The following is a 13071-nucleotide window of genomic DNA, read 5'->3' on the forward strand; positions in this document are numbered from 1 at the left end:
GTGCTCGCTCCCTGCGCCAGCACAATCTCAACTTCACGCAGCTTGCCGATGATCTCTTCCGGCTTGTGCTTCTTGCTCGGCATTCAATGTCCCTTTCATGGTCCAGACTATCATAGTCTCTGGGCCACTCAGCGGGGGGCAGATCAAAAGAAGGGAGCACCATCCGGACGATTCTTCCAGTGGGCCGTCTTGCTCGACTGGTCCCAGATCTGGTCGGGTTTCAGGTCCGAATTATAATCGGTCTTGGCATTGTTGGTGCAGTAATAGCCCTGTTGCCGCAAATAAGTGGGAAACCCCGCCAGCAGCGCAGGAAGATGGGCGACCGCGCGCATATTGTGCGCCGGCCCCGCGCTTTCAGGATGAACGCCGGTGATGATCCCAAACCGGGTCGGCGCGCAGACGGGAGCTGTCGTGTAGACATTGCGATATAGCAGCCCCTTGCGCGCCAGCCCGTCAATGGTGGGTGTGTGGGCAAGCCTGTCGCCATAGGCGCCGATGAAGGGATTATTATCCTCGCTCACCAGCCACATTATGTTCGGTCGTTCGCCCCCCTTATCCTTGCCCATAGCGACATCGCTGAGGCTCGCGGCTGCCGCAGCGGCGCCGGCTGCAAGAAGATTACGTCGGTTCAGCGCCGCCATGGCGATCCTCCTTATGATCAATAGCTGATGGACAGGTTGGCGCCGAAATAGCGGTCGGCATCCTTGGGAATGAAACCAGTGAGATTATAGGGGTTGGCGGCATTGGTGAGTTGCCCTGCCCGACCTATGCTCGTGAGAAAATGCTTGTCGGTAAGATTGCGGACGAACAGCGTCACACTGTAGCGGCCATCCTGGCGACGAACCCCGACGCTGGCGTCGAACGTCGCATAGCCTTTCTGGACAGCATCGGGATCCTGCTCCAGGCTGAAATTGACGGCGCTCTGAGCGTTGCCCGTCACCTGCCCGAACAGCGCAAGATCAGTGCCCGGAAGATCGCTTTCATAGCGTGCCGTCAGCGAGCCCCGCCAGGACGGGGCATTGGGCAGCCTTCCGTCCCGGACATTGAGATAGGGCGTGCCACCTGCCGTCAGGCGATAGCAGCTGTTCATGGGAGATGCGTTGCTGACACCCGCGCCGGCCTGTTGCGGCAGCGGGCAGCTAAGCCCGTCCACATCCACGCTGGTCGCCAGATAGGTCAGACCGCCATTGAAGGACAGGCCGCGCGCCGGGCGGGCCGTGAATTCCACCTCCACGCCCTTGGTGATGGCGCTGCCGGCATTGGTCGGGATGGAGGAAACGATGCCGGTTACCGGATCGGTATAGGCGGCTTGCACCTGGAGATCGGAATAGTCCGCATAAAAGGCGGCTGCATTGACGGACAAAGCCCGATCAAAGAGATCGAATTTGAGGCCGGCTTCCCAGGCCTTGACCGTTTCCGGGCGGACCGGGCGCTGGTTTACGAAATTGGCCGTGACCTCGATATCGTAGGCAGCGCCCTTATAGCCGCGCGTCCAGGTCAGATAGGCCTGCACATCGCGGCTGAAACGATATTGAAGACCAAGTTTGCCGGACAGGTCGGTATCGGCGGTCGATCCGCTGCCGGTCGAGGCGCCCAGTTGCGCTGTATCGCCTGCGACCAGGGCTAGGCCCGGCCTGTTGCCCCAATAGGACACGGTCTCACGCTGCAAGCGCCCGCCGGCGATCAGCGAGAGGGCGTCGACAAGCTTGAGTTCGGCTTGGCCGAAGGCGGCGAACTGCTCAGTCTTCGAACTCGCCTCATGATAGGTCGAGGCATAGGTAGGAACGGCGCAAGGCTGGCCGTAGACGGCCGCGCCATTTGCGCCACCAGCCACACAACTGCCAAGCCGTCGGCGGAAACCGCGGCTGACGTCGAGGTCGAGATAATAGAGACCAGCGACATAGGTCAGCGGCCGGTTCTGCGGCGACGTCAGACGCAGTTCCTGACTAAATTGCTTTACGCCTGCGGGACCACCATTCAGCACGCCTTTGCCGTTGGAGAAAGGTACGAAGATCGGGCTTGGCGTGTAGAGGCCATCCACATCGACATTATTGTCGAAGTCGAAATCCTGCCATGCTGTCAGCGAAGTGAGCGTATGATCGCCAAGCTCCAGATTGCCTTCAAGCGATGCGATCCACTGCCGTGTCTTGTTGAAGGACGGCGCATCGATGTTGACCTCCCGGTTATGGCGACTGGCGACGACCGGCCCCAGCAGCTGGGTCAGCAACGGGGTCGTTGTCTGAATATATTGCGGTTGACAGCAATCTGCATTCATCTTGCGATAGTCGAGCGTGGCGAGGAAATTGAGATTGTCGGTGGCGTCCCAGTCCAGCTTGCCGCGCAGGCCCCAGCTCTTGAAGCCGTTCTTGTCCCTGCCGTTCGCCACATTGGTTATGTGGCCGCCTACGTCATTGTAAAAGCCGCTGACCCGTGCGCGCAGGCGATCCGTAAGCGGCCCGGACATGGTGCCCTTGATGCGATATTCGTCCAGTTCGGCAATGGTCGCGTCTGCCCGAGCCGTGAAACGATCGGTCGGTCGCGCGGTCACGACTGAAATGACGCCGGCGGTCGCATTTTTGCCGAACAACGTGCCCTGCGGGCCGCGCAGGACCTCGACGCGCTCCAGATCGGCCAGATCCACAAATCCCTGCGCCTGCCGTGCCATCACAACGCCGTCAATGACGGTCGAGACTGAGGATTCCGAGCCCTGGTTGAATAATGTGGTGCCGATCCCGCGCACACGGAAGGTCGAGTTGGAAACATTATTACCCTGCGTATAAGTGAGCGAGGGAACCGCCGCGACCAGTCCGTTTGTGTCGTTGATCTGCTGTCGGCCAAGCGTTTCCGCGGACAGCGCGCTGACCGCAAGAGGAACATCCTGGAGGCGTTCAGTGCGCTTTTGCGCGGTGACGACGATTTCTCCGGGATCAGATGCTTGTGCCTGGGCGTGAGCGAGGGTGGGCACCAAGGCGGTGCCTGCCAACAAGGCAGCAGCAAGGGGCAGCTTTATAAAGGCGCTTTTATCGGATTGCACAATTTTCTCCGCAGATGATCGGCGCGCGCCGGCCCCGCGCGAAAATGCATTTTCGCGGGCATGGCGAGCAGAGATGGAAAGGTCATGGGATGCCCCTCATGATCCGGGGCGAAGAGCAAGGCCTAGTTGGAAATGATCATTCTGCGGGCCCCTTTGTTGATCGGGGGTCGTCCTGGCGTTGTCGCCTCAGCAGACCGGTTACAGCAGGCAGGCATTTTCCTGTCCAGCACGTTGTCTACCTAAGTCGTAGGAATAAATTTGGTCAATGAACTAAATATGCCAGCCCCACAAAGCTGTACTTTCCGCTCACTCACAGCTGGCGATAAAGCTGCTCCAGCGCAAGCGAGGCCGCGCCTTTCCAAAAATCGCCTTCTGCGATCGTGCGGAACTCGATGTGGGTTTTGTCGACCAAGGTCGTGAGCATATGCTCCCCGACGGCTTCATGGAATGCTGGAGCGATCATGGCCTCTAGCTCAGGCTCGGCTGCAACAATGAGAACATGGCCAGGATCAGCCTCATTGATATGGCTAGCGATTGCCGTGCCCAAAGCGCGCCCAGCAGATCGAAAAAGAGCCAGAGCGACACCGTCGCCAGATCGAGCAAGATCGACCAAGGCTGAGAAATCTCTTGACCCTATCGGCGCTTCAGCCTCCCCGCCGCCACGCAACCATTGACGGATAATTCCACCGACACTGGCATAAGCGCCTAGGCAGCCTGAGGCGCCGCAAAAACAGGGGCGTCCCTGCTCGAAGGCGACCTTCACATGCGCAATCTCTGAGTTACTGCCGTTGACGCCAGTTTGCAGATGGCCGTTGCGATAGCGCGCCCCACCCATGCCCCGCTCGAGCAACGCGATACAGGTAAAGTCATCCAGCCAGTCCCCTAGTCCGAACCAATGTTCGGCCCTCGCGACCACCGTGGCGCGATTATCGATCGTGACCGGAATGCCAATGGCCTGGCCAATGTGTGGACCAACCGCAGCTGGTGGATGCCATCCGCTATGCGGCAGCCAGAGAATGACGCCAGCATTACGATCAACCTGGCCGGGAAGGATGATGCCGGCATGGCGGATTCGTTCACGCTCTATACCGCTTTGAACAATGGCACTTTCTATGGCAGCGACCGCATGATCGGCGAAGGTGGCCACATCGAGGCCGCCAATCCCATATTGCGAAGAGAAAAGCCTGTTGCCGTTCAGATCGATAATGTCAGCTGAGAGAGTATCATTCCCCGCAGGCGATAGACCTACAACATAGGCGGCGTCCTCTATGATCCGTAACGAAACACGGGGACGGCCCCTCCCAGAGGGCAGAGAGATATGCTCTTCCAACAGGCCTTGCACGACCAGGCGACCAACTATCTCGGTGATGGAGCCTTTAGCCATTCCGGTCGCCTGCGCCAGTTCGACACGAGACAGGGCTCCGGCCCGTCTGATATGCTTCATGATCCGAAGCGTGCTGTCGTCAGAGCCTTTCGTGATCACGTTTGCCTTTTTAAGCGACGCGATCGAATTCAACAAATGATATCCCTTAAACTAATTTTTTCGGCGTTTGTTTTCTTCATAACAGCGGGCCTGTCGCATACCGACTCTGTGTGGACGGCTCTCCATCGACAAGTGGCATATTGAGCTTTGCAGCGTTGGTTGGTGCGGCCATGTGCCCGACCTGTTGACGCGGCGCATGGTGCCGCTGGCCGTAATGCCATTAGCGCGGCTCAGGTCCCAACCTGTGGATCGGTGCTAAAGCGCAACCCCATCAAATTTCATCCACACTACTATATTGCAACGAGAAATGTCCAAAAGCGGGGTCTCAATAAGCGCTGACTGGAAGCCCAGCGCAATCCCTCCTTCCTGAACTCCTTCAGACAGTTGAGGCGGCCAAATCTGGGTGTCAGCTTCGCCGCCGGTTCACAGTTTTTGCTATTTGCCTTACGTGGTCGAGCTGATCGGTATAGTGGTTTTTATCACTGCCAAATGATCAATATAATCTGTGACTTGCCGGAGAAATACGACAAAATTGGATCAGGCTGTCGTCTCAGACGATCCGATCCGCTGCAGCATCGCGGAGCTGATCGCGAAACCATATTAGTCCCGTGTCCGCCGACCGTGCATGATGATATTGCAGCATTTCGCGCATGACCGGCAGCTCGATGGGCGCATTCAGTATCCGAAGGGGCAATCGTGACGCCATAACCTTTGCAAGACGCTCGTGCATCAGGGCGAGCCTAGTCGTTCCCGGCAACATCCAGGCCACTTGGCTAAAGGCGGCGCAGATAATCTCTATCCGACGGCGGTCGCCATGTTCGCGCAGGTGATTTTCGATGAAGGTGCCATCGCGCGATACGCTGACGGCGACATGACCGGCGCTATAATAATAGTCTTCGGTCAGCGGCTCCTGCAACATGGGGTTGCCTGACCACCCGACGACGACATGGCGCTCCTCGAACAAAAGTTCGCGCGGATGCGGCCCTTCCAGGAAACGTTCGGGCGCGACGATGAAGTCCAGCTCGCCATCCTCAAGCCGGCCATGAATGTCGTTGCGGGGCAGCGTGATCTCTATCCGCACGCCCGGTGCGGACTTCTGCATCCGTTCGAGCATGGGACCAATCAGCACTGTGGTGACATAGTCGGATGCGACAATGCGGAAAATGCGCTGGCTGTGCGCCGGGTCGAAGGACAGCCCGCGCGCGATGATCCCACGCAGATCCGCTACCACGCCGGAAATTTCGGGCGCGAGGGAAAGCGCGGAAGCGGTGGGAATCATCTTCTTCCCATGCTGCACCAGGATTTCGTCGGAGAATGCTTCGCGCAAGCGGCGCAAAGCCGCACTCATGGCGGATTGCGTGAGGTTTAGGCGCTTGGCCGCGCGCGTTACATTTCGTTCCTCCACCAAAATGTCGAACGCGACTAGCAGGTTGAGATCAAAACGGTCCAGCCTCACAACCATCAATCCCATTGCTTGTTTTCGACATATATCATCCATTTTACTGCTTTTTCGAACTATGTCACCCACCATCCATCCCGCAAAGATCGGGCGAATAGGGAGGATGTATGATAAAAAAAATTCTTTGGAGTGCCACCATTCTGAGCAGCGCCATCGTGCCGCAGATGGTGTTTGCGCAGAACACGCAGGTATCTGACGGTGGACTGGCGGAAATCGTCGTGACCGCGCAGCGGCGCGAGGAAAGCTTGCAAAAGGCTGCCATCGCCGTGACAGCCGTGACCGGCGACGACCTGACCCGGTCGGGCATCACCGAAACGTCCAACCTCGGCAAGTTGGTGCCTGCCCTCGTAGTGCAGCCGACCGGCGGGACGACCAGTTTCTTTCTGCGCGGCGTCGGCACCAACTCGCAGAATAGCTTCTCCGAAAATGCGATCGCCTTCAATTTCAACGGCGTCTATGTCGGTCGCCCGACTGCGCCCGCCGGTGTCTTCTACGATCTAGAGCGGGTTGAGGTGGTCAAGGGACCGCAAGGTACGCTTTATGGTCGCAACGCGACCGGCGGCGCGATCAACGTCCTGCCCAAAAAGCCAGTTCTCGGCAAATTCGGCGTCGAAGGCCTAGCCGAATATGGCAACTACGACAGCAAAAAGGGCTTCCTGGCGGTCAACGTGCCGTTCGGCGAAGTCGCCGCGCTGCGCGTCGCGGGCCAAGTGGTCGATCGCGACGGCTATATTTCCGACGGCTATGACGATGACAAGGGCGAAGCAGTGCGTGCATCCTTCCTGCTCAAGCCGTCGGACATCTGGTCGATCAACATCGTGGGCGACTATTATCATCAGGGAGGCAAGGGTGGTGGCGCGGTGCTGTTGCCCAGCAAGGCTTTCGCCGTGCCCTCGGTAAATGATCGGGTCAGCATTTCCGATCCGCGCGCGCTCGCCGCCATCAACGGCTATGCTTCCACCTTGTTTGCCCCGCCTTTTTGCGCAGGCGGCTTCATCACCAGCGGCTGCATCGAAAATGCGCGTTCGGACGGCTATCTCGACAATCATTTCTACGGGCTGAGCGCGCAGGTCGATGGCGACATGGGCTTTGCCACACTGTCGGTCATCCCCGCCTGGCGCAAGTCGGAAGCGGATTTCCGCACCTACCTCCCCGGTTTCCGTGGCGAGATACAGGATAATGCAGAGCAGATGTCGCTTGAAATGCGCCTGACATCCGCCGCCGACCAGCGGCTGCGCTATGTCCTGGGCGGCTTCTTTTTCAATGAGCAGCAGGACACGCTCAACTATTTCCGTCAGGGCCGACTGTCCACCACCCGCTTCACCCCCCGCCTTAAAACGCAGAGCCTGGCCGCCTTCGGTCAGCTGACCTTTGACATTACCGACGCACTGCGCCTGATTGCGGGCGGACGCTACACACAGGAAGACAAGTCGCAACTTACAGCGTCGGCGGGCGGAGGATTGCCCGGCCCTGTCGACCCGCCACTGGGCATACCCGTGACTGGCGACCTCAGGTTCAATAAATTCACCTGGAAAGCCGGGATTGAACTCGATGCCGGCCCGGCCTCCTTGGTTTATGCGAATGTCGCTACCGGCTTCAAATCGGGCGGTTTCTACGTCGCGGCCCCACCCACCAACAGCTTCCGCCCGGAAAGCCTGACTGCCTATACGATCGGAGCCAAGAACCGCTTCTTTGGCAACAAGCTACAGCTCAATATCGAAGCCTTCTACTGGGATTATAAGGACCAGCAGGTGACATTCGTAGGTGGGGTGCAGACTGGCAATGGCCTTTTCGCGCAAGGGTCGCTCACCACCAACGCGGGCAAGTCGCGCATCTTCGGTACGGAAATCGAGGCTCGCTTCGCGCCGACCCGCGACGATCTGTTTAACGTCAACGTTCAATATCTGAACGGCAAATATAAGGGCCTGCAAACCGCCAACTTTTCCCCCACCGGCGCGCCCGTCACCACAGGCTGCAGCATTACAGGATCACGGCTCGCCAATCCCGGCATCAATAGTGCGCGCTTCTATGACATTGACTGTTCGGGCAAGCCCACGGTCAACTCCCCGCGCTGGGCGCTCAATATGGGCTATCAGCACAGCTTCCATATCGGCGGAGATATGGTGCTGGTGGCAGGTGTGCGCTCGAACATCGAAACCAGCCGCTACATGAACTCGAATTTCCGGTCGGAGGAAAAGCAGGGCAGCTTCATGATGTCCGACGCATTTCTGACGCTGGAAGGACCGCAGGACAAATGGAGCGTTACGGCCTTCATTAACAATATCGAGGATAAGGAAGTTCTGGCCCGCGCCGGCACGCGCCCGATCCTCGACTTCCCGGTCGGCACGTTGCGGCCGCCGCGTACCTACGGCGTGCGCCTGGGCTTCAACCTGTGAGCCTGATGTCAGCCCGGATCACCTGCGCGGCGTTATTCGGCGTGACCGCCCTGCTGGCTAGTGTCGCGGCGGCTGCCGACAGCCAGCCGCGTACCGCCTTCGTCACATTGGGAACGATGGGCGGTCCGGTGCCGGACGGGCATCGGTCGCAACCTGCCAACGCCATCATCCACGACCGGAAAACCTATCTGGTCGATACAGGGGACGGCACTGTGGAACAGATGGCGCGGGCGGGCCTGCCCCTATCGGGCATCCGCGCCATTTTCCTCAGCCATCTGCATGTCGATCATATCGGGGGGCTGGCGGCAATATTGGGATTGCGCAACCAGACTGAGGCGCGCGATGTGCTGACCATCTATGGTCCGCCCGGCACGCGTGAATTCGTGGCCGGCCTGGTCGCCAGCCTACAACCATCGGCCAAGGCGGGCTATGGCATCCCCGGAAAATCCTGGACGCCGCCTGGAAATACCGTGTCGGTGATCGAATTGCAGGACGGTGAAACTATCCGCGTGGACGATATGAAAGTCAGCGTCGCGCAAAATACCCATTATGATTTCACGCCGGGCAGCGTGGAGGATCGCAACTATAAATCCTTCGCACTGCGGTTCGACCTGCCCGAACGATCGATCGCCTATACGGGCGACACCGGACCCAGCCCCGCGGTCGAGCGCCTCGCGTTGGGTGCCGACCTGCTGGTCAGTGAAATGATCGACATGGACGCCACCATGGATCGCGTGGCGCGCACCAGCCCAAACATGCCCGCGGACGTCAAGGCGGTGATGATCCAGCATCTGACCAGGCATCACCTCACGCCGCAGGAAGTCGGCGCGCTGGCTGCGCGTGCGAAAGTGAAGGCACTGGCCGTCACACATATCGCCGGCGGCATGCCCGATGCCGTGCGGACCCGCGCCTATGGCGCTGCCATCACCAAGACTTTCACTGGATCAGTAACGATCGCCAACGATCTCGACCGCTTCTGATTTCTTCTCCTATCGCCCCTTTCTCATGAGGCACCGGACGGACAATGGACAACAAGACTATTCTCATTATCGGCGGGGGTATAGGTGGCCTTACATCCGCCATTGCGCTGCGCCGCAAAGGGTTCGACGTCACCGTCATCGAGCGGAACTCGGATTGGTCGGTCTATGGCGTGGGCATCATCCAGCAATCCAACGTCCTGCGCGCCATGGATCATCTGGGCCTTCTGGAGGAATATGTCGCCGCTGGTGCCGGCTTCGACACGGTCGAGGTGTTCGCCCCCGACGGCACCAAGGTCGCGCGCGTCCCCTCCCCCCGTCTGGTCGAAGGCTATCCTGCCAACCTCGGCGTCGGCCGCCCGGCCCTGCATAAGGTGCTGGGCGATCGCACGATCGCATCGGGAGCCAAAATGCGGCTGGGCGTCACGGCGACGAAGATCGACGATCAGGGCGACCAAGTGGCGGTGGCGTTTTCCGACGGCACGCAAGGCAGCTTCGATCTGGCCGTTGGTGCGGACGGCGTCTATTCGCAGACCCGCAAGATGCTGTTCCCTGATGAGCCCTTGCCCCATTATACCGGCCAGGCCGTGTGGCGTTACAACCTGCCCCGTCCCGAAGGCATGGATTCTCTTCAGGCCTATAATGGTCCGACCGGCGTCGGTCTGGTGCCGATTTCCCAAAGCCTGATGTATATGTTCGTGACTACGTCAGAACCGGACAATCCGCGATATCCGCGTGACGGTCTCGCGCGCGCCATGCGCGCTAAAATCGCCAATTGCTCCCCAGCGATCCGGGCCTTTGGAGAATATATCACCGACGACGCCGAAGTCGTCTATCGTCCGCTCGAAACGTTGATGGTGGACGGCCCCTGGCATAAAGGCCGCATCGCCTTGTTGGGCGACGCCGTACATGCCACCACGCCTCATCTGGGCCAGGGCGCGGGCATGGCGATCGAGGACAGCATCGTGCTGGCGGAGGAACTGGCCAGCCATGATGATCTGGAAAGCGCGCTGACCGCCTATCATGAGCGGCGCGTCGATCGTTGCCGTTACATCGTGGAAAAATCGCTCGAAATATGCATGGGTCAGCTCGGTAAGGGCGCTCCCGTCGACAATCATAAAGCCACCGCGGACATGTTCGCGATGGTATCCCAGCCGATCTGAAGGAGCCAGATATGAGCCGCGTTACAGAAATTCGTTATGTGGGTTACGCCATGCCCGATCTGGAGGCTGAGCGGGCTTTCTACGCCGACCAGTGGAAGCTCGTCGAGGCAGGCGAAAAGGACGGGATGGTCTATCTCGCTGCCGATGGGGGGGACGAGCATCATGTAGTGCGCCTGCGCCAGGCGGAGGAACAACGCATCGACGTGATCGCGCTGGCCGCCGACAGCCGCGCCGATGTCGACGTCTTGCATGACAAGGTCGTCGCATCGGGCTGCCGCATCATCTTCACGCCCAAGGATCTCGATACCCTAGGCGGTGGCTATGGCTTCCGCTTCTTCTCGCCTGACGGCTTGACCTTCGAAATATCGAGTGACGTCGCCCGCCGCACCGCGCGAGAACTGACCCGATGGGAAGGCGTGCCGCAGAAGATCAGCCACATCGTGCTGCATTCGCCTGATCACAAGACGATGGTCGAGTGGTTCTGCCACGTGCTGGGCTTCAAGGTCAGCGACTGGCTCGGCGATTTCATGTGCTTCCTGCGCTGCAACAGCGCGCATCATCGCATCGCCTTCCTGCCCGGGCCGCCCTGCCTCAACCATGTCGCCTATGACATGCTTACGCTCGACGACATGATGGTCGGCATCAACCGGCTGCGGCTGAAAGGCACCGACATCCGCTGGGGTCCGGGCCGTCACACGGCGGGCAACAACACTTTCAGCTATTTCACTACGCCCGCTGGCTTTGCGGTCGAATATAGTTCGGAACTGGAGGACGTGGACTTCGAGGGTCATGAAGCGCAGGTCCATGCCCCCGCGCCCGGCATCATGGATCAATGGGGCATCGGCGTCGGTGGTCCCCAGACCATGCCGCATGCAGCGCCCGACAAGGGCCTGTTCCAGGCGACGGAGATCTGATCGATGGCTTTATTCGAATATTTCCCCAACTATATCTGGAACCTGTCAGTCGCGATCGCGATGGAGAGCGGCGGGCGCATCGGCGAGATCGTCGATATGTGCCAGCCGATCAAGGACGCGGCCTCATCAGGCGCGGACGCGGGCACGCCCATGTTCATGGCGCAGTGGGTCGCGATGGCCGACAAGCTGATCGACCTAGCAGATGAAGATGTGGCGCAGGGCCACGCCTTCTCCGCCTCTGACAAGCTGGAGCGCGCGTCGCTCTATCTATTCAACGCCGAACGCATGCAGGGCCATGGCCATCCCGGTCGTCAGGCCACCTATGGCAAGGCGCGCGACACATTCGATCGGTCCACCGCGCTAGGCCAGATCAACCGTCGGCGCGTGGAAATTCCGCTCGTTACTGGCACGATGCCTGCGCTCTACACGAGCGCACCGGGGGAAGGCCACCATCCCGTCGTAATCTATTGTAACGGCCTCGATAGCTGCAAGGAGCTGCTCTACTGGTCGCGCCTGCCCGAAGCACTGGCACGACGCGGCATTTCAACGCTCTGCGTCGATCAGCCGGGGTCGGGCGAAGCACTCCGCCTCCAGAACCTGCCTGTCGATCCGCATAGCGAAAACTGGGCGAGCAAAGCGGTCGACTGGCTGGAGCAGCAGCAGGATGTCGATCCCAGGCGCATCGGCATGACGGGTATTTCGCTGGGCGGCCATTTCGCGCCGCGCGCGGTCGCTTATGAACCGCGCTTTGCCAGCGGTGCCGTCTGGGGCGCGAACCACAATTGGGCCGAAGTCCAGCAGAAGCGCCTGAAACGCGAGGGCGAAAACCCCGTTCCCCATTATTGGGCGCATGTCATGTGGGCCTTTGGCGCGAGCGACATGGACGACTTCCTGGCCAAGGCTGAGGGCATGAACCTCAACGGCCATATGGACGGGATCAAGGTGCCCTTCCTCGTCACCCATGGCGCAAAAGACCGGCAGATCAGCGTCGATTATGCCCATGACTGCTATGACCAGCTGGTCAACAGCCCCAACCGCGCGCTTAAACTGTTCACCGAGCGAGAAGGCGGCGTGGAGCATGTCGGCGCGGACAATATGTCCTATGGCCGCGACTATATCGCCGACTGGTTCGCCGAAACCCTGCGCGGACAAAGCGCATGATGGCTGAGCAAGAGCAGACCGGTCAAGTCATCGCTTATATCGTGCGCGAGACGATCGTCAGCGCTGCGATCAATGGCGTGATCAGCGCGTTGTTCTTCTTCGCCATCTTCGGCACGGCGTGGCGCATTGCGGCGGGGGAATGGGGCTATGCCATCGATTTCCTGCCGCAAAGCGCTGCTGTGGCACTCATGGCCTGCATGGTGCCAGGCATGATCGCACGACGCGCCCAACGGACCGGGCGTCTGGCCGGCGACAATGGTCGTCCGGTGACGGTGCAATGGCTGTTGCGGACTGCCTTCGTCTCAGTCCTGTATGCTCTGTTGCTTGGCGCGGTGATCGCGTCTTTCTGGATGTTCAGTATTGTCGCCACACTGGACTGGCCGGTCGCCCTCCTCATGAAGATCATCTACGGCGCCGTCCTTGGCGCGTGGGTCACCCGGCATGTGCTGCGACGCATGGTTCGCGGCGCACCCCTTACCTAGGA

Annotated in this window: 10 protein-coding genes; 6 read left to right on the top strand and 4 right to left on the bottom strand. The window is 59.8% G+C overall.

The features are described from left to right. Positions 1 to 143 precede the first annotated feature (143 nt). The 4 genes from F4U95_RS22115 to F4U95_RS22130 form a co-directional block, all read right to left on the bottom strand. Complete coding sequence (locus tag F4U95_RS22115; RefSeq protein WP_246171682.1) at positions 144 to 641, bottom strand: sulfatase-like hydrolase/transferase; 498 nt, start codon at positions 639 to 641, stop codon at positions 144 to 146. Between the two features lie 17 nt (positions 642 to 658). Continuing rightward, positions 659 to 2965, bottom strand: a complete 2307-nt coding sequence (locus tag F4U95_RS22120; protein ID WP_246171683.1) for a TonB-dependent receptor — start codon at positions 2963 to 2965, stop codon at positions 659 to 661. A 379-nt stretch (positions 2966 to 3344) separates the two neighbouring features. After that, complete coding sequence (locus tag F4U95_RS22125; protein WP_150443134.1) at positions 3345 to 4550, bottom strand: ROK family transcriptional regulator; 1206 nt, start codon at positions 4548 to 4550, stop codon at positions 3345 to 3347. Positions 4551 to 5067: 517 nt separating this feature from the next. Continuing rightward, positions 5068 to 5979 carry a LysR family transcriptional regulator gene (locus F4U95_RS22130; protein WP_246171684.1) on the bottom strand — a complete coding sequence of 304 codons (912 nt, stop codon included), beginning with the start codon at positions 5977 to 5979 and terminating at the stop codon, positions 5068 to 5070. 104 nt (positions 5980 to 6083) lie between these two features. Here F4U95_RS22130 and F4U95_RS22135 point away from each other — a divergent pair, with 104 nt between their 5' ends. The 6 genes from F4U95_RS22135 to F4U95_RS22160 are packed head-to-tail and all read left to right on the top strand — an operon-like array spanning position 6084 to position 13069. Further along, on the top strand, positions 6084 to 8372 hold the full coding sequence (locus F4U95_RS22135; protein WP_120252873.1) for a TonB-dependent receptor: 2289 nt from the start codon (positions 6084 to 6086) through the stop codon (positions 8370 to 8372). A gap of 5 nt (positions 8373 to 8377) precedes the next feature. After that, a complete protein-coding gene (locus tag F4U95_RS22140; RefSeq protein WP_120253514.1) occupies positions 8378 to 9352 on the top strand; it encodes an MBL fold metallo-hydrolase in 975 nt (324 codons plus the stop codon). A 44-nt stretch (positions 9353 to 9396) separates the two neighbouring features. Further along, complete coding sequence (locus F4U95_RS22145) at positions 9397 to 10512, top strand: FAD-dependent oxidoreductase (RefSeq protein WP_120252872.1); 1116 nt, start codon at positions 9397 to 9399, stop codon at positions 10510 to 10512. Between the two features lie 11 nt (positions 10513 to 10523). Next, positions 10524 to 11426, top strand: coding sequence for a VOC family protein (locus tag F4U95_RS22150; protein WP_150426855.1), 903 nt, complete (start codon positions 10524 to 10526; stop codon positions 11424 to 11426). A 3-nt stretch (positions 11427 to 11429) separates the two neighbouring features. Further along, positions 11430 to 12587 (top strand): alpha/beta hydrolase family protein, encoded by a 1158-nt coding sequence (locus tag F4U95_RS22155; RefSeq protein WP_120252870.1) that lies wholly within the window; start codon positions 11430 to 11432, stop codon positions 12585 to 12587. Then, positions 12584 to 13069, top strand: coding sequence for a hypothetical protein (locus tag F4U95_RS22160; protein WP_150426856.1), 486 nt, complete (start codon positions 12584 to 12586; stop codon positions 13067 to 13069). The genes F4U95_RS22155 and F4U95_RS22160 overlap by 4 nt, the downstream gene beginning before the upstream one ends. The last annotated feature ends 2 nt before the right edge of the window (positions 13070 to 13071 follow it).

Origin of the sequence: Sphingobium limneticum, assembly GCF_008710165.1 — a bacterium.
Classification (GTDB): domain Bacteria; phylum Pseudomonadota; class Alphaproteobacteria; order Sphingomonadales; family Sphingomonadaceae; genus Sphingobium; species Sphingobium limneticum.